The organism is Halorussus ruber (assembly GCF_004765785.1).
GTDB lineage: Archaea > Halobacteriota > Halobacteria > Halobacteriales > Haladaptataceae > Halorussus > Halorussus ruber.
Genome location: NZ_SBIT01000010.1, coordinates 153,431 through 169,912 on the forward strand (window position 1 = coordinate 153,431; position 16,482 = coordinate 169,912).

Here is a 16,482-nt window from a genome sequence, read left to right on the forward strand (position 1 = left end):
AGCGTTCACGACTACGGTGTCTGTCGATTCGGCACTGAGACAACGCAAGTAGACGGAGGCTTCGAGAAACGTTCACCCCTCTTCCGTTCGTCTTCGATAGAAGCCACTACCCCTCTGTTTGACATTTATTATATCTCTAACAAATATAATTGTGTCTCTAACGCCGCACAACCGCCAAAGCCACACCTACCGAACTAACGAATAAGAAAGCCGGACCGAGGAGTACTCAGTCCTCGGCGTCGGCGAATAGTTCGTCGACCGCCGAGCGCGCCGCGAGGGCGGCGTCCTCGGCGATTTGCTCCTCGTCGTCGGCCTCGGGCGCGTTGAGGTACACGTCCACGTCGAGGATGCCCTCCTCGAACGAGACCGTCACGTCGAGGTCCTTGACCGCCGAGTTGGGGAGCCGAGAGAGGATGAGGCCTTCCGCGGCCTCGGCGGCCGTCTGAACGACTTCGTCGTCAGTCGGCATTTATGCGCCGCCAGCGCCGCCGCCCATGCCGGGACCCTGCGGGCCGCCGGGGCCGCCACCGCCGCCGCCGAGCATGTTCTGCAGCTCGGACTGGAGGCTCTCGAACTGCTCTTGGACGCGCTCCTCCTGCTTTTCGAGGGTTTCGACGCGGATTTCGAGGCTGTCGACCTTCTCCTCGAGGTCGTCCTGGGCCTCGTCGTAGCCGGTCTTGACGAGGAGTTCGCCGACCTCGCGGTACATCGTGGTGTCCTCGTCGATGTCGTCGAGCTCGTCGAGCGCCGTCTCGGCCTCGTTGAGCTGGGTCTCGGCCTGGTTCTTCTGGGCGGCGACCTGCTGTGCGGTCTCCTGTAGGTCCTGAAGCTCTTCGAGTTTCTCTTGTGCTTCCGGTGGCAGATTACCCTGCATACCTACGGGAATGCGGCCCGGACAGAAAAACCCCCGCTTTCGGGTTTCGGCCGACTTTGGTGCGTTTCTGTGGCTCTCGATGGTGGTAAGGAGGTAACTGCTTTCGAGGGCGATGGACTGTCTCCTCGGTGTTTCAGAGACGGCGTCGGAAGTGGGTCCATCGGTGGAGGAAGAAGGGAGGTTGTGAGGAAGAAAGATGAACGGAGCTAGCTACTCCCGAAGCCGAGGAGTCACCGCACAGCACCGCGACGGCCACACGCCTCCCCAACCGATTGCGTTGCTCAGTCTCCGCTTCGCTCCGACCTGCGCTACTCATCCCTCGCGCGACGAGAGTGCGGCCACGAGAGGCCGCACCAGCGCGCGCCGACCGCAGGGGAAAGTAACGTCGAACGAACCCGCCGATTCACGCCAACTCCGAAGTTCGCTCCGCCACTTCGACCAGCGACCCCCACGTGTTACACCCGGCGCGGAGGGCCACAAGGTCGTCGGCGACGACGCGGACCACGACAGATTCGTCCTCGCGCTCGACCGTCGCGGCCGAGCGGTCGCCGTCGATTTCGCCGACTTCCTGTGCGACGGCGTTGGCCACGGTCTTCGCGCGCGTAGGCGAGTCGTATTCGAATCGAAGCGTCGCGTCGTGGGGGCGATGGGAGCGAGCCTGTCGGGTCGGTCCGTCGCCCATAGAGAGCAGGATGAGTTACTGTACTTCGATTTCCTTCACGTCGCGGCTCCGCTCTTTCAGGAGGACGCGGTGCCCGCAGTACGGGCAGCGAACGCCGCCGTACTCGTCGAGTTCCACGTCGCGCTTACACCGCGAACACTTGTAGCTCATTCTTCGTCTTCGCCGAGCGCGGCGCGGATGGAGCGTTTGACCGTCCGACCCGCGGGCGTCTCGGGGCGGTAGGTACCGCCCGCGTACTTGTAGCCACACCGGCCACACTGCCAGATGCCCGTGCCCTGACGGTCCACGGCGTCCGAGCCACAGTCGGGACAGGTGTGGTCGTCGTTCATGTCGCTCTCGATGTCGGCGACGCGCTTGCGGGCGACCCGCCCGTATCGCGCACCGAATCGACCGGCACTACCGGTTCGACTTTTGGTGCCTTCGGCCATAGTACTGCGAATTTAATCCGGCGCGCTGATAAAGCCTTTGAGTCGAGTCGGTCGCGTCGGTCACCCGTCGTCGCGGAAGGGCGGGTTGAACAGTTCGTGGCCGATGACCGCGAGCGAGGCCGCGAACCCCGCAATCGCGCCCGGCAGTCCCGTGAGTTGGCCGACCAGCACCCCCACACCCGAGAGGAGCGGAATGGCCGCGAGGACCGCGTCGTAGTGGCTGACCATTGCGTAATTAAATATAATTACCACCGCCAAGAAGCTTGGGGCTTCGAGCTGGCAGACCTCGTGGCCCCGACAGCGATTTCGACGCCGATAGTCATAGCTACGCGGTGCCTAAGTCGGGCTACGGTCGGCTTTCCGGCGGTCGAACCGGCGCTCGTTTTACTGTGAGGCGGCCTCGGCCCTACCCGGCCGCCCTACTGTGAGGCGGCCTCGGCCCTGCCCGGCCGCCCTACTGTGAGGCGGCCTCGGCCCTGCCCGGCCGCCCTACTGCAACTCCGCCTCGGCCAGCGCGTCGTTGAGGTCGGCCCGGACGCGCTCGCCGCGCTCGCGGTCCATCGCGGTCGTGACGACGCGGTTCTCCTGCACGCTCGAACCGTCCCGAAGAAGCAGTCGGACGTTGCCGTTCTCGTCGGCGCGGGTCGCCTTCGCCCGGACGCCGGTCCGGCTTCCCGACCCGCCAGCGTCGATGGGACCCGGAATAATCTTCTTGACGTGGGGGTGCCCGGCGACGGTCTGAATCGCCGTCCGGCCCGCCCGGTCGCCGATGAGCGTCGAGTGGCTCCCGCCGAGTTTCTCGGCTGGCGAGGCCTCCACGACTTCGAGCGCCCGGTCGCCCCGGCGCGCGAGGACGGCCTCGACGGGGTCCTCGGCCTCGTCGCCGTCACCGACGCGGTAGAACGAGTGGTGGAGCTGGTCGCGGGCGGCCCGGAGGACCTCGCGGTCGCCCGCGGCGTAAATCTCCTCGGGGCGCTTGCGCCGGACCTCGTCGGCGACCCGGCCCGCGAAGTTCCGGAGTTCGACCACGCCCGCCTCGCCGCCCTCCTCGGGCGTGGTACTCACGTCGGTCTTGCCGACGACCTCCTCGTCGTCTAACATCGTCAGGGTCGCGTGGTCGCGGTCGAGTTCCAGCACTACGGCGTCGGCGTTGGGCGTCCGACAGACCAGACAGTAGTCGCCCGGTCGTTCGAGGGGGGACGCGCATTGCCGACAGTCCATGGTCGGGGGTAACTCGCCGCCGAATTTAACCTCGGTGCTTTGGTTCGGGGGCCTCACTCCGTCCGCGTGGTCTCGGTTCCAGTCGCTGTCGCGGCGTCCGCTTCGAATCCGGGGAGGTCGGTCCCGCAGTTCTGGCAGTAGCTCGCGCCCGGCGCGACCGAGACGCCGCACTCGGGGCAGGCCTCGCCGTCGCGGAGGACCCGACGTCGGGAGTCGTTCAGATACTTGTACGCGCCGTAGACGAGGTTGACGACGCCGAACGACCACCAGCCGGTCAGGACCGCCAGAATCAGGTGGACGCCGATGCTCCCGAGGTTTCGCTTGACGAGGACGACCCGGTCGGGCGTCTCGGACTCGATTCGCCACCCGTCGGCGATGGCGTCGTCGATTTCGCGCTGGAGGCGCTCGCTTCTGTTGCTGTAGCTCATTCGAAGTCGGGTACGACGGCTTCGGGGAAATGGTTTGAGGCTCCCCGAGAAGCGAAGCTAAGAAATGAAAACAATTCTTTATACTTTCTACAGTAGTGTCAAACAAATGAATAACTGTGTCTAGTGACGAAACCGATTCACCTCTGGATGGTCACTTGGGACGGTCATAGACCACGGGACGCGCCCGCCGCGCGCGGAACTGCGCGCGGCGGGCGGGGAGGTACGGGGCGCGGTGCGGTAGTGGAGTGGTGGCGGTGCGGTAGTGGAGTGGTGGCGGTGCGGTGGCGGAGTGGTCGCGTAGTGGACGACATCACTCGTCTGCGGGGTCTGCCTTCATGAACTCCCGCAGGACGACAGTCGCGTACGACCCCTTCGGGAGCGCGAAGTCGAACGTCAGCGGATTCTGCTCGATTTCGAGGTCAGTCCTGACAAGAATCGCCCGCCGGGTCCCCGTCGAGTGGAACTCGCCCGGCAGGTCGAAGTCCTCGGGGGCCAAGTCCAACTCCTCGAACACCTCGCGCTCGATTTCGCCCGGTTCGCCCCCCGCCAACTCTGTCTCGGTGCCGACCAGCGGCGCGGTCACGAACGCCCGACCTCGCTCGCAATGGCGGGCGACCGTCTCGACGCGGCGCTCGGTGACGCGCTGTTCGCGGTCGGGGTCCGGAATCGTCACGCCGTCTACCTCCTCGGCGAAGCAGGCCACGTCGCCCGCGACCGGACGGTCGAAGGGAAGCCCGCGAGCGAGTCGCTCGCTCAGGATTCGATTGAAGGCGAACGACTGGGCGGCGTTGACGAAGAGTCGCTGGAGGTTCGAGGGCACGGCCTCCAGCGCCGCACGGAAGTCCGCTGGCGAGTCGCCGCCGGACTCGACCAGCGCGTTCAGCATCGAACGCTCGAATCCGAGCCGCGGGGGGACGGCCTCCAGCGCGGCCTGCCAGTCGCGCTCCGCGAAGGCCTCCTCGACTTCGCGGCGGGCCTGCTGGCTCCCCTCGGGTTCGGTGTCGTAGGGATTGCCGACGTAGGCCCGGACGGCCTCCTCCCACTCGCCGCGGACGACGTGGAGGCCGACCTCGTGGGTGACCGGCCGCCGACTGCCGAATCGCTGCTGACCGAAGAAGTTGGGGACGCCGAGTGGTTCTCCTGCCCAGTCTTCGAGTTCGCTCCGAATCTCCTCGGCGTTCTCCGGGTTCTCGGGGTCGCTGACGACGATTTCGAACTCGTTGCCAGCCAAATCGCCGAACTCCAGTCCGCGCCCGGACCGACCCAGCACCTCGACGTCGGCGTCGTAGATGGACACGTCCGCGAGGTCCGACTCGTCTATCTTCCGGAGGGTGAACAACTGAGTCGTGACGGCGTACTTGTCCTTGGTTCCGGCCCACGAGACGCGCTCGCGGCTGATTCCCAGCGCGTCCGACAGGCGCTTGGCGAAGTCGTTGGTGTCCCACTCCCGCAGGGTCGCCCGGATTACGAGGTGAGGGTACGCCCCCGCGTCGGCGTCGGCGGGTTCGGCCTCGAACCGCTCGACCTCGCGGACCCGGAAGTCCTCGGGAGCGGCCCGGAGTCGCCCGCCGGTACCGTCGCTGTCGCTGACGAAGTGTTCGATGCCGACCGCCTCCTCGACTGGGTACGCCTCGCGCATTCGTGTTCGACGGTGCTTGGTGGTCGGGGTGCTTGTATCTGGCTTCCTGCGATGGACCTTCGAATTTGGATTTGTAGATACGATTGAGTACGCCGAGATGGTAGAGTCGGACGACGGGATAGCCAAGAAGAAGACTCCTTGAAGCCCCCGCCCGGTCATCCACCCAGACTGTCGGCTGGTTCGTCAGCGCGCCCTCTCGTCGGGAGTTCAGTACAGCGAGAGGTGGCCGGTCACTTGGTCCACGAGGTCGTCGTCTGCCGGGCCGACCGCCAGCGCCGTGACCGTGCCCGAATCGAGTTGCGTGTGGCCGGCGTCCCGGATGACCGCGTTGGGGAGGCCCTCGGCGCGGGCCTTCTCGGCGAGTTCGAAGATTTCGGTCTCGCCGTCTGCCTTCAGGACGACCTTCTTTTGGCCCTCGCCCTTCCACTGCTTGCGGGCCTTGGTTCCGGTGTCCTCGTAGGCCGACAGCGAGGCGTGCGCGACCTGCGCGGCGAGTTTTCCCTGCCCCATGCCGATGTCCGTGCGGGCGACGATAGCCTGTTTCATGCGACGAAATCCGAGTTGACATCGTATAGATGTACTGCTCGCGGACCGCCACGCTTTACCTCCCTCCCGCCTCTGCTACGAGTATGATACTCTCCGACGCCGACATCCTCGACCGGATGGAGGCTGGCGACCTCGTAGTCGAACCGCTAGACGACCCGGACCTGCAGATTCAGCCCGCGAGCGTGGACCTCCGCCTCGGCCGGGAGTTCTTGGAGTTCAAGCGCACCAACATCCCCTGCATCCACCCCGACAGCGAGCAGGAGGTCTCCGAATACGTCACCGAGACGAAAGTCGAGGAGGACGAGGAGTTCATCCTCCACCCCGGCGACTTCGTGCTGGGCACGACCAAAGAGCGCGTCGAGATTCCAGCAGACCTCATCGCTCACGTCGAGGGTCGGTCGTCGTTCGGCCGCCTCGCGGTCGTGGTCCACGCCACGGCGGGCGTGGTAGACCCCGGATACAACGGCCAAATAACGCTCGAACTCTCGAATCTCGGGACCGCGCCGGTCGCGCTCAAGCCCGACACTCGCATCTCACAGCTCATCTTCACCGAGTTGCGGCAGGCCGCCGAGCGACCCTACGGTTCCGAGCGCGGGTCGAAGTATCAAGAACAGTCCGGGCCGCAGGCCTCCCGCATCGGCGGCGACGAGGAGTTCGGCGGCGACCAGAAATCGGGTGCAGAGAGATGAGGTTCGCCGAGGAGATCGTCGTCGAGGAGTTTCTCCCCACCGTGCGCTCGATGCTGGCCGAGGAACTCCGCAGTCGCGGCCTGACCCAGAGCGAGGTCGCCGACCTGCTGGGCATCAGCCAGAGCGCGGTCTCGAAGTACGCTAACGGCGAGGTCGAGCGAAACGACCGGTTCCTCGAAGACGAGCGCGTCCGGAACCTCGTCGCGCGAATCAGCGAGGGACTGGCCGAGGAGACGATGAGTCCGGTCGAGGCGCTCATCGAAATCGAGATTCTCGTCCGGCAACTCGAAGACCGGGACCTCATCGCCGAGATTCACGAGTTGGAGATGCCCGAACTCTCGGGTCACGGCGGCGACTTCAACGTCCACGACCCAGACAGCGAACTCCGGGTGACAGAGCGCGTCCGGTCGTCGCTCCGGCGGGGCCTGACCATCGTGGAAAGCGCCAGCGGGTTCGCCTCGCTCATCCCGGCGGTCGGGTCGAACCTCTGTGAGTGTACGCCCGACGCCGACGGTATCGACGACGTGGCGGGCGTGCCCGGCCGAATCTTCGACGTGAAGGGGCAGGCCACCATCCCCTCGGAACCCGAGTTCGGCGTGAGCGAACACGTCGCCTCGCTCCTGCTGGCCGCCAGACGGAGCGGACTGGACGCCCGCGCCGCGCTGAACATTCGCTACGACCCCGACATCGTTGCGGCGCTGGAAGAAGCGGGCCACGGGACCGCCGAGTTCGACGCCGAGTACGACGACCTCGACGCGGTGGTCGGCGCGGCCCTCCGAGAGAACCCGGACGCGACCGTCCTCTACCACACCGGCGGCTACGGCGTCGAACCCATCGTCTACATTCTCGGCGAGGACGCCGAGGCGGTCGCCGAAATCGCTCGCGGACTACTCTGAGTTTTACTCCTGCGGCCGAGTCCGCAGCAGAATCTCGCCGTCCTCGACTTCGTCTATCCAGTTCGACTCGAGCGCGTAGGCGTCCTCGTCGGCCTCGTGGCTCCCCCAGTCGAGTTTGGCCTTGAGTTCCTCGGCCAGGCTGGGTTCCGGTTCGACGTAGGCCTCGCCGTCGCGGACCTCGACGACCACGCCGATCTTCTCGCGGTCGGCGTCGAACACGGACGCGCCCTCGTCGGCTTCGGTGAACTCCATGCCACCTGTTCGACGCCTGCGGTCATGACGGCTACGGCCCCGCGAAATATTAATAATTAATTATAATGTTTACTGTGGCATGTCGCTTCGAGAACGACTGGAGAACCTCGGCGACGTGCCGCTGAAAGGACTCCGATACTCGATGTGGTGGATTCGGAAGACGTTCTTCGTGAAACCGCCGACGCCGGGGCCGTCGGTGGTCGTGAGTCGGTCTGCCGACGGGGCCACGCGACTGCTCGGTCGGAACTACTTCGACCCGGGATGGGAGCTGTCGTACTACTTCCACGGCGAGGTGCTGAACCTCCGGCGGGTCGAGTACGTCGAGGACCACCCGACCGGCATCGAGTGGTGGCAGGTCCACGTCCGCGGATACGACCACCCCGACGGCGTGGCGCTGACCGCCCACTTCGAACCCGAACCGAGCGAGCATCCCAACGCCCACGTCGAGCAAGTCGGTCTCGACGTGCCGCGCGGGATGACCGCGCTCACGGACCTGCTGGACCGCGAGGAGGTTTCCTACGAGCGTGACCGAATTCCGCGGTCGGCCTCGTCGGTCCCGTCCTCCTCGACGCCCGCGTCGGCCCCTCAGAACTCCGACCGGGCGGTCACGGGCAGGTGTCCGAGACGCCGCTCTCCGAGGACTTCTCGAATCGCCGGGGACAACCGACCGAGGTGGTAACGCGAATTAGAAAAGAACAGAGATAGATGTTCCTAAGGAGTATTTAGATTTCCTAAGGATATATTTCTATTTCTTTCCTGAAGAAATAGAATCCTTCCGCGGCGACCGACTCCCACGCCCTACTCGTCGGCGTCCAGCACGATTCGGTCGTCGGTGATGTCGGCGATGCTCTCGTCGCCGACCGCGTAGGTGTTCTCGTCGTTGCCGCCCTCTGGGAGTCGAGTCTGCATCTCCTCGACGGTCTCCTCGTCGGCGCTGACGTGGGCCGCGCCGTGGCGGACCTCGACCACGGTCCCGACTTCGGTCCCGTCGGCGTCTACGACCGCTTTGTCCACCTCGTCCTCTGTGATTGCGACCGTCATGCGGCGTAGGTACGGCTTCGCGGTTCTTCAGGTCGGTGGCCGCGATGAGAAACCGTACTCGGTGAAAGCGTCGGGATAGGAACGGGGACCTCGAAAGCCCTCGCGCTCAGCACGCAGGAAGAGACGAGACAACAACATCCTCGAAAGCCCTCGCGCGGTTCGGTCACGAAGCGGCGTCAGTTCCGCCCTCCCGCCCCATCCATTTTGGTCCCGGGCGTCGTCGTCCCGGCATGGCGACCGACGCGACGACGGCGGCGCAGCAGTTCTACGGGCGGTGGGCAGACCTCTACGACGCGCTGGCACGTTCGACGCCCGGCTTGGGCTATCTGCGGAGTCGGGCCGCCGACACGCTCGCACTCGACCCCGGCGACACGGTGGTCGAGATGGGATGTGGCACGGGCGCGAACCTGCCCTACCTCCGAGAGCGAGTCGGCTCCGAGGGCCGGGTCGTCGGCGTGGACTTCACGCAGGGGATGCTGGCACGCGCTCGGGAGCGAATCGACCGCGAGGAGCGAGAGGGCCGCGAGGAGTGGCGGAACGTCCACCTCGTGCGAGGAGACGCCACCGAAATCGAGTTCCGAGAGCCACCGGACGCCATCCTCGCCACCTTCGTCGTCGGGATGCTCGCCGACCCCGAGGCGGCCGTGAACCGGTGGGCCGACCAACTCGCGCCCGGCGGTCGCCTCGCGCTCCTCGACGCGGCCCAGACGACGCGGTGGTTCGGGTGGCCGGTGAATCAGGCGTTTCGGGGGCTGGTCGTGGCCTCGTCGCCGACCGGCATGAAGGGCTACGAGCGCGCGCCGTGGTCGGTGCTGGACGACCGAGTGGCCGCGGCCCGGCGTGTGCTCAGAGCGCGCGCCGACGAGACGACCCACAGCGAACACGCCCTCGGCGTGGTTCGGATTACCGGGGGGCGAATCGACTGAGAGCGGCGATTTCGGGAGAATCCAGTTTGGGTAGTGGTTGGGGATACCAGCCCCCGACGACCGGTCTCTTGCCAGAGTCGCTATGTCGCCGTTTTGGGGGTCGCAGGCAAAAATGGTAAACGGCGGCCATCGAACAGACTCGCCTGTCAGAAAGCGCGTCGGAGGAGTAGCTGTCACCCGTACAACTCGGCGTGGGCCTCGCAGAACTCCGGTTCGCGCAACTGGGCCTCGACCACGCCCGGCTGTCGATGCGGGTTCGAGAGCCGACAGCCCGACTCCTCGCAGAAGCCCTCGCCGGTCCGCCAGCAGTGGACCGCTTGCAGGACGTAGCCCTTCAGGGCCTCGGTCGTCCGGGGGTCCGACTCGACCAGAAACTCACCCTCGACTTCGTTTTCGAGGACCTCGCGGGGCGGCGCGTCGCCGGAGAGCATGGCGTGCTTCTGTTTTGCTTTATAATACTGCTCGGGCTTGGCGGGCGCTTCGGAGAGGCCCGGCACCGAGACCAGCGCGGGCTGGCCGAGGACGTTGACGCGCTTGTGCCACCGACCGTCGTGGTCACCCCACGTGCCGATAGCCCGGTCCAGCAGCGCGACGTGGAGGTGGTCGAGGTCGCGCTCGCTCTCGGGAATCGCTGCATTCAGCGCGCGCTGGACCGCAACGCCGTCGTAGAGGACGCCGCCCTCGCGCTCGGGGTGGTCGAGGGCGCGCTCCTCGTACCGGACGATGCCGAGCATCGTGTTGCCCGTCTCGCGCTCGTAGGGCGAGAGGACGCGGGCCTCGGCGAACTGCTCGGCGAGGTCGTCGGTTCGATGCTCGTCCAAAAACCGGTCGCGGACCGCGACCTCGATGTCCTCCTCGTCGTTGCTCTCGCCGAGGAGGTCGCGGAGCCAGTCCGCGATTTCGTCGGCGTCCGCGACGGTGGTCGGCGTCTCGGACTCGCAGTCCGAGGCTCGTCGAGCTTCGCTCGACGGCGCGCGATACAGCGTGACCTTGGTCATGTCTGACTGGATGGTCCTCAGTCGTCCGCCGAGGCCGCCTTCGTGGTCATGTCCACCGGCTCGGCATCGACTTCCAACTCGTCGAGGGCGCACTGGGCGGCGCGCTTGCCCGACAGGAGCATCGCGCCGAAGGTCGGTCCCATCCGCGGCAGACCGTAGGTCGTCGCGGTCGCCATGCCGGTGACGATGAGGCCGTCGTGAACCAATCCAGTGTGTTCCACGATGGCGTCCTCCGATTTGCCGACCCACATCGAGTCGTGGCCGGGCGAGTCGTGGCCCGGCGCGCCGTAGGAGTCGTCGCCGGTCTTGTCCATGCCGGTCGCGTTCTCCTTGGCGTCGCCGATTCCGGGGGCGTCGAGGACGCCGCGCTCGTCCAGTTTCGAGACCGCCATGCCGTCGTGGCCGGTCGCGTCGATGACGAGGTCGGCCTCGACCGCGATGGGGTCGACGCAGGTAATCTCGCGGGGCAGGGCGTGGACCGGCGTCCAGTTCATCACGATGCCGCCGACGCGGTGGTCCTCCCGAATCACGATGTCGGTGAACTCGGTCATGTTCTGCATCTTCGCGCCAGCGTCGCAGGCCGCCTTGATGAGGCCCGAACAGGCTTCCGGACCGTTAGCGACGTAGAGGCCGTCGCTGTCGCGGGACTGCTTGAAGTCCACGTCGAGGTCGGCCAGCACGTGCTGGGCCGGGTCGCGCACCGTGACCTTGTTCATGAGGAAGCCGCCGAGCCAGAACCCGCCGCCCAGATAGTTGTTCTTCTCGACGACCATCGTCTGGACGCCGCGCTCGGAGAGTTCCTTCGCGGCCATCAGGCCGGAGGGACCGCCGCCGACGATAATCACGTCGGAGTCCGAGAAGTCCATGAACTCCTCGGTCCACTCTTGTCCGATTGCGCGGGTCACGTCCGCCTCACCCACCTCGCTGAACTTGTCGAATTCGCTCATACAACTCGGTAGTATCACGGAGTGGTTGAAAGGGGTTGCGAAATGGATTCGGTGTACTTCCTCCGCGCAGAGTCGAAATCGGTCGCGTGAACGTATCTCCGGCGACCACGGGGCGTTCGAGTATTTTCAACTTGGTGTTGGACCTAATTATCTAGTGAGAAGAGTTATGTTATCAACTACCATGTGGTAATGTATGTCGGTGCTTGATACTGACAACGCGGCAGAATCGGCAAAGCAATCGTACGACGCGGAGTTCGACGCGGTAGACACGGGGTCGCGCGACTCGCCGGACGGCATGAAGGGCGAGGAGTGCGCGTGGTCCTGCGCCAGTTCGACGCTGTGCTAGCAGGCTGAACCGGCGCAATTCTCGGTCGGCGCGTCCGCGGGTCGGCGATAGAACCTCGGACACGCCTGATTTACTTCCGTCACTGACCGACCAGAGAGTGACGACAGTCGATGTGACTCGCTGACTCGTCAGCACCGACACCGACAACGCACCAGAGATGCCACGACTACTCACCCGACAGGAACGGCGAGAGGTCGCCGGGCGCGCCCGGACCCTCCACGAACGGTTGGACGGACCGCCGAACGAACCGGGCGACGACTCGCCCGACGGAGACCGACTGCTCGAAGCGTGGAGCGACGTCTTCCCGGACGAGCAATCGTTCGCCGACCGCCTCGCCCACGCCGGACTGTCCGAGGCCGAGGTCCGCGAGCGAGCGGCGGCGACTCGCTGGCCCGCCGACGAACCGCTTCCGGACTGGCTCGCCGAACTCGAGTCGCTCCTCGGCCACGTCGTCGCCGCCGAGTTCGGCGACGACTACCCCTTCGACGTCCCCGACGAGACGCCGTTCGGCGACCTCCTCGCGCCGGTCGCGGAGTACGCTCACGAGCGACTGGCCGATTCGCTGTCTGCGGGCGTCTCGAAGAACGCGCTCGGGACGACCGACACGCTCGGCGCGACGGACGCGCTGGACCCGGCGGTCGAGTGGCTGTTCGACCGCCTCGAACTCCTGACCGTGCGCGTCCTCTACGTCGAGTTCCAGAGCTACCTCGACTCGCGCAGTCCCGAACTGGTCGAGGCCGACCCCGAGGAGTTCGCCGACCCGCCGACCGAGAACTACCGGGCGTTCGTCGAGGCCATGCTCGACGGCGGCGTCACGAACCTCTGTCTGGAGTACCCGGTCCTCGCGCGCCGACTGACGCTGGTCGTCGGCCAGTGGGTCGCCGCCGTGACGGAACTGTGCCAGCGACTCGACCGGGACCGCTCGGCGCTGGCCTCGCGCTTCGACGTGGACGGGTCGGTGACCGCGCTCCGACCGCTCGCCGACGACACCCACGCCGGGGGTCGCGCGCCGGTCCGGGTCGAGTTCGAGTCCGGGTCCGCAATCTACAAGCCCAGAGACGTGGGCGGCGGAGCGAGCTTCTACACCGTCCTCGACCGATTGGACGAGCAGCTCGAAACTCCGTCCTTCCGGACGCCGAGTTTTCTGCGCCGCGAGGAGTACGGGTGGATGGAACCGGTTTCGTACGCCGACCCCGAGGACGAGGCCGCGCTCCGGCGCTACTACGAGCGCGCCGGGGTGCTGTTGGGACTGGGCTACGCGCTCGGTCTCGGCGACTGCCAGTTCGAGAACGTAATCGCCGCCGGGGAGCAGCCGACCGTCGTGGACGGCGAGACCGTCTTCACGCCCGAAATCGGCCCCGGCGCGTCGCTGTTCTCGGAGGGAATCAGCCGGACCGTCTTCGAGTCCGTGCTGAGTACCGCGTTGCTCCCCTACTCGTCGGGGGACGCGGACACCGACCGGCAGGTGAACATCGCCGGGTTCGGCGAGGTCAGCGGCCAACAGACGCTCTCGGGCCGGACGCGCCCGACCATCGAGGCGGCCAACACCGACGTGATGACGGTCGCGCCGGAGTCGCCCACGGTGGACGGGAGCCACAACACGCCGACCCTCGACGGCGAGGACCGACCGCCGGGCGACTACGCCGAGGCAATCTGTGCGGGGTTCGAGCAGACCTACGAGGCGATTCGCCGACTCCACGACGAGGGCCGGTTCTTCTCGGAAACCGCCGACGAGGAGTTACTCGACGGCGTTGAGACGCGGGTCATCTTCCGGCCGACGAACGTCTACCACGCCATCCTCCGGTCGAGCGTGGCGCGCGACCCGCTTCGGGACGGGGCGTGGCTCACCGTCGAGATGGACGAACTGGCCTTCCCCTTCTTCGACGGGTGGACCGACTCGAAGGACCTCTGGCCGCTCTGTGGGGCCGAGCGGCGCGCGCTCCGGCGGTTCGACGTGCCGCGAATCGCCTCGACGCCGGACGGCGAGACCGCCTTCCACGACGGAGAGGAGTTGGACCTCTCGCTGGCGTCCTCGGGCTACGAGCGCGCTCGCCGCCGGGTGGCGTCGTTCGACGCGACCGACCGGGAGCGCCAGACGTGGATGATTCGCCGGGCGCTGACGACCGCCGACGACGAGCGACCGCCCGCCGAACCGGCGTCCGTGACCGACGACCGACTCCGGCGCGAGGCGGTCGAGTCGTTCGACGGCGTCATCGAGGCCGTCACCGGCGCGCCGGTCGAAGACTGGATGGTGATGGCGGGGACCGACGCCGACCTCACTCTGAACCCGGCAGACGAGTCGATGTATCTCGGTCGGAGCGGAGTCGCGCTCACCGCGGCGGCGCTCCACGAGACGACCGGCGAGTCGCGCTACCGGCGGTTCACCGCCGACCTGCTCGGCCCGGTGGCCGACGAAATCGAGGCGGGCGTCGAGGGCGGCGGGTCGTCGTTCTCGCTCGGGGGCACGATGGGCGTCGGGTCGGTCATCTACGCCCTCTCGGTGGTCGCGGACCTCCTCGGTGAGGCGCGCTACCGCCGACTGGCCGACGAGGCGGTCCGGACCGTGACCGACGACCGCATCGCGGCCGACGACGCCTTCGACGTGATGGACGGGAGCGCCGGGGCGATTCTCGGACTGCTGGCTCACTACGACCGGGGCGGCGACTCGGCGGCGCTCGACCGCGCCGTCGCCTGCGGGGACCGACTCCTCGACGGGCGCGTCTCGGTCGGCGGCCACCGCGTCTGGGAGACCAACGACGAGACGCCGCTGACGGGGTTCTCCCACGGGTCGGCGGGCATCGCCTACGCGCTGGCCGAACTGGGGGCCGCGACCGGCGAGTCGCGCTACGTCGAGGCGGTCCGCGAGGCGCTCGCGTTCGAGGAGGCCCTCTACGACCCCGACAGGTCCAACTGGAAGCACGGGTGGGCCTCCGACCGGTTCATGGACCGGTGGTGTCACGGTCGGTCGGGCATCGCGCTGGCCCGGATGGGCATCGCCGACGCGCTCGGCGAGGAGATACTCCCGGCCCGGCGCGAGTCGGCGCTGTCGGCGACGGTCGAGTCCGACCCGAAGGGCGTGGACGACCTCTGCTGTGGCAACCTCGGCCGAGTCGAGGCGTTGCTGGAGGCGGCCCGCCGGGGCGACCGACCGCAGTCCGACGCGGCCGAACTGGCGGGTCGGTGCCTCGCGCGGACGGACCGCGACGGGACGCTCGCACTCCGCGGGCGGACGTGGGTCGGCCCCAATCCGGGGTTCTACAAGGGCCTCTCCGGGGCGGCATACACCCTCCTGCGGGTCCGAGACCCCGAGCGACTCCCGTGTGCGCTGTTGTTCGAATAACCACTTGCGACCACTTTGACGGCGATTTTCCGGCGCAGAATCGACGGGGTCCGTGATACCGCGACCCTCGGAAGTGTTATCCGTGGACGGGTCCTGTGTATAATTGTAATGGCAAACGGTACTGTTGATTTCTTCAACGACACTGGCGGCTACGGTTTCATCTCGACTGACGACGCGGACGACGACGTGTTCTTCCACATGGAGGACGTTGGCGGCCCCGACCTCGAAGAGGGAACTGACATCGAATTCGACATCGAAGACGCCCCCAAGGGCCCCCGCGCGACGAACGTCGTCCGCGCGTAAGTCGAAAACTACTCGCTTTCGAGCGACACTTTAACTTCGCTTTTTACGACGCTACTTCCCGCCGAGCGCAAGCGCCGGAATCGCAATACTGAGCGAAAGAATTCAGATTAATTTTCAAACACAATAAAATATTGCTAAAAGTTGTCTATAGAATTCTTTTCCGCCCTGCCGAAGTCAGTCCAACTCGCCCTGCCGAATCGCCCGCTCCGCCTCCTCCAGCGCCGCCTCGCGGTCGAACGCCGCGACGATTGCCTCCAACTCCTCGCGCGAGGAGTCCTGCTCTCGCAACTCCCGGGCGTGTCTCGTCACGTTCGGCACCGCTCGCACGATGTTGTCCACGATCGGAATCGCGGCGGTCTGGGCCGACCGGGACATCGGATTCAGGTCCACGACGATTTCGGTCTTGCCCATCTCGGCCAGCGCCTCCGCGCGGTCGCCGTCCTCCAGCGGGACCACAACCACGTCGGCGTCGTAGATTCCGTCCTCGTCGACCTTGGCGCGCTCGTGTTCCAACCCCGGAATCCGGGCGTCGGCCGCGAGGCCCTTCACGTCCGTCGCGCCGTGTTCCCGCAGGTGGTCGGCGATGGCCGCCATTCGCTCCTCGGTCCGGTTGAACAGGTTCACTTCGATATCGGCGTCCACGGCCTCGGCCAACTCGACCATCTCGGCGGGGACGAGCGCGGCGACGTTGCCGTTGACCGAGAGGACGGGGTGGTCGGCCAGAAGCAGTTGCGCGGCAGCCGCCCTCTCTGCTCGCTCGGCGCTCGGAGTCGTCTGCTCCCCGAGGAGGTAGTCGTAGGCCTCGCCGCGGCCCTGTGCGATGAGGCCCTGCTTGCTGGTGATACCCTTCTCGACGCCCTCCTCGATTCGGTGGCGGGTCCGAAGCGACTGGGCTCGGGGGTGGTCGTCGGGAATCTCGGTCATGG

General features: G+C 66.6%; 22 protein-coding genes. 7 read left to right on the forward strand and 15 right to left on the reverse strand.

Features of this window, described 5'->3' with window-relative positions; genetic code table 11:
- Positions 1 to 226: 226 nt before the first annotated feature.
- The 10 genes from EPL01_RS17035 to pth2 form a co-directional block, all read right to left on the reverse strand.
- The gene (locus EPL01_RS17035; protein ID WP_135826479.1) at positions 227 to 469 is read right to left on the reverse strand and encodes a DUF3194 domain-containing protein; all 243 of its coding nucleotides are present in this window, start codon (positions 467 to 469) and stop codon (positions 227 to 229) included.
- Positions 470 to 874, reverse strand: coding sequence for a prefoldin subunit beta (locus EPL01_RS17040; RefSeq protein ID WP_135826480.1), 405 nt, complete (start codon positions 872 to 874; stop codon positions 470 to 472).
- A 403-nt stretch (positions 875 to 1,277) separates the two neighbouring features.
- A complete protein-coding gene (locus EPL01_RS17045; protein WP_135826481.1) occupies positions 1,278 to 1,556 on the reverse strand; it encodes a KEOPS complex subunit Pcc1 in 279 nt (92 codons plus the stop codon).
- A 15-nt stretch (positions 1,557 to 1,571) separates the two neighbouring features.
- Positions 1,572 to 1,706: a DNA-directed RNA polymerase subunit P gene (locus tag EPL01_RS17050; protein WP_135826482.1), complete on the reverse strand. Its 135-nt coding sequence runs from the start codon at positions 1,704 to 1,706 to the stop codon at positions 1,572 to 1,574.
- Positions 1,703 to 1,984 (reverse strand): 50S ribosomal protein L37ae, encoded by a 282-nt coding sequence (locus EPL01_RS17055; RefSeq protein WP_135826483.1) that lies wholly within the window; start codon positions 1,982 to 1,984, stop codon positions 1,703 to 1,705. Before EPL01_RS17055 ends, EPL01_RS17050 begins: the two co-directional genes overlap by 4 nt.
- Before the next feature lie 60 nt (positions 1,985 to 2,044).
- Positions 2,045 to 2,212: a DUF8015 family protein gene (locus EPL01_RS21825; protein ID WP_168215944.1), complete on the reverse strand. Its 168-nt coding sequence runs from the start codon at positions 2,210 to 2,212 to the stop codon at positions 2,045 to 2,047.
- 261 nt (positions 2,213 to 2,473) lie between these two features.
- Complete coding sequence (locus EPL01_RS17060; RefSeq protein WP_135826484.1) at positions 2,474 to 3,205, reverse strand: DUF2103 domain-containing protein; 732 nt, start codon at positions 3,203 to 3,205, stop codon at positions 2,474 to 2,476.
- Between the two features lie 53 nt (positions 3,206 to 3,258).
- Positions 3,259 to 3,633 (reverse strand): zinc ribbon domain-containing protein, encoded by a 375-nt coding sequence (locus EPL01_RS17065; protein ID WP_135826485.1) that lies wholly within the window; start codon positions 3,631 to 3,633, stop codon positions 3,259 to 3,261.
- Positions 3,634 to 3,943: 310 nt separating this feature from the next.
- Positions 3,944 to 5,272: a tRNA pseudouridine(13) synthase TruD gene (gene truD, locus EPL01_RS17070; protein ID WP_135826486.1), complete on the reverse strand. Its 1,329-nt coding sequence runs from the start codon at positions 5,270 to 5,272 to the stop codon at positions 3,944 to 3,946.
- Positions 5,273 to 5,479: 207 nt separating this feature from the next.
- Positions 5,480 to 5,818 carry a peptidyl-tRNA hydrolase Pth2 gene (pth2, locus tag EPL01_RS17075; protein WP_135826487.1) on the reverse strand — a complete coding sequence of 113 codons (339 nt, stop codon included), beginning with the start codon at positions 5,816 to 5,818 and terminating at the stop codon, positions 5,480 to 5,482.
- 83 nt (positions 5,819 to 5,901) lie between these two features.
- On the opposite strand from pth2, the gene dcd reads away from it, so the two are divergent.
- Entirely contained in the window at positions 5,902 to 6,507 is a 606-nt protein-coding gene (dcd, locus tag EPL01_RS17080; RefSeq protein WP_135826488.1) for a dCTP deaminase, read from the forward strand.
- Positions 6,504 to 7,403: a thiamine-phosphate synthase family protein gene (locus EPL01_RS17085; protein WP_135826489.1), complete on the forward strand. Its 900-nt coding sequence runs from the start codon at positions 6,504 to 6,506 to the stop codon at positions 7,401 to 7,403. Before dcd ends, EPL01_RS17085 begins: the two co-directional genes overlap by 4 nt.
- Positions 7,404 to 7,406: 3 nt before the next feature.
- Here EPL01_RS17085 and EPL01_RS17090 read toward each other — a convergent pair whose 3' ends face one another.
- On the reverse strand, positions 7,407 to 7,655 hold the full coding sequence (locus tag EPL01_RS17090; protein ID WP_135826490.1) for a PRC-barrel domain containing protein: 249 nt from the start codon (positions 7,653 to 7,655) through the stop codon (positions 7,407 to 7,409).
- Positions 7,656 to 7,734: 79 nt separating this feature from the next.
- On the opposite strand from EPL01_RS17090, the gene EPL01_RS17095 reads away from it, so the two are divergent.
- The gene (locus EPL01_RS17095) at positions 7,735 to 8,334 is read left to right on the forward strand and encodes a hypothetical protein (protein WP_135826491.1); all 600 of its coding nucleotides are present in this window, start codon (positions 7,735 to 7,737) and stop codon (positions 8,332 to 8,334) included.
- Between the two features lie 119 nt (positions 8,335 to 8,453).
- On the opposite strand, the gene EPL01_RS17100 is transcribed toward EPL01_RS17095, so the two are convergent.
- Positions 8,454 to 8,696 (reverse strand): PRC-barrel domain containing protein, encoded by a 243-nt coding sequence (locus EPL01_RS17100; RefSeq protein ID WP_135826492.1) that lies wholly within the window; start codon positions 8,694 to 8,696, stop codon positions 8,454 to 8,456.
- A 230-nt stretch (positions 8,697 to 8,926) separates the two neighbouring features.
- Between EPL01_RS17100 and EPL01_RS17105 the strand changes: the two genes are divergently transcribed.
- A complete protein-coding gene (locus EPL01_RS17105) occupies positions 8,927 to 9,622 on the forward strand; it encodes a class I SAM-dependent methyltransferase (protein ID WP_135826493.1) in 696 nt (231 codons plus the stop codon).
- A 173-nt stretch (positions 9,623 to 9,795) separates the two neighbouring features.
- On the opposite strand, the gene EPL01_RS17110 is transcribed toward EPL01_RS17105, so the two are convergent.
- Together EPL01_RS17110 and EPL01_RS17115 are read right to left on the reverse strand one after the other, a co-directional pair.
- Positions 9,796 to 10,620, reverse strand: coding sequence for a DUF7001 family protein (locus EPL01_RS17110; protein WP_246045733.1), 825 nt, complete (start codon positions 10,618 to 10,620; stop codon positions 9,796 to 9,798).
- Between the two features lie 17 nt (positions 10,621 to 10,637).
- Positions 10,638 to 11,567: a sulfide-dependent adenosine diphosphate thiazole synthase gene (locus EPL01_RS17115; RefSeq protein WP_135826494.1), complete on the reverse strand. Its 930-nt coding sequence runs from the start codon at positions 11,565 to 11,567 to the stop codon at positions 10,638 to 10,640.
- A gap of 193 nt (positions 11,568 to 11,760) precedes the next feature.
- On the opposite strand from EPL01_RS17115, the gene EPL01_RS21830 reads away from it, so the two are divergent.
- From EPL01_RS21830 to EPL01_RS17125, 3 genes are all read left to right on the forward strand, one after another.
- Entirely contained in the window at positions 11,761 to 11,913 is a 153-nt protein-coding gene (locus EPL01_RS21830; protein WP_168215945.1) for a hypothetical protein, read from the forward strand.
- Positions 11,914 to 12,070: 157 nt separating this feature from the next.
- The gene (locus tag EPL01_RS17120; RefSeq protein ID WP_135826495.1) at positions 12,071 to 15,253 is read left to right on the forward strand and encodes a type 2 lanthipeptide synthetase LanM family protein; all 3,183 of its coding nucleotides are present in this window, start codon (positions 12,071 to 12,073) and stop codon (positions 15,251 to 15,253) included.
- A 108-nt stretch (positions 15,254 to 15,361) separates the two neighbouring features.
- Positions 15,362 to 15,556, forward strand: coding sequence for a cold-shock protein (locus EPL01_RS17125; protein ID WP_135826496.1), 195 nt, complete (start codon positions 15,362 to 15,364; stop codon positions 15,554 to 15,556).
- A 174-nt stretch (positions 15,557 to 15,730) separates the two neighbouring features.
- Here the strand turns inward: EPL01_RS17125 and EPL01_RS17130 are convergent, their stop codons facing one another.
- On the reverse strand, positions 15,731 to 16,480 hold the full coding sequence (locus tag EPL01_RS17130) for a 4-phosphopantoate--beta-alanine ligase (RefSeq protein ID WP_135826497.1): 750 nt from the start codon (positions 16,478 to 16,480) through the stop codon (positions 15,731 to 15,733).
- Between the last annotated feature and the right edge of the window lie 2 nt (positions 16,481 to 16,482).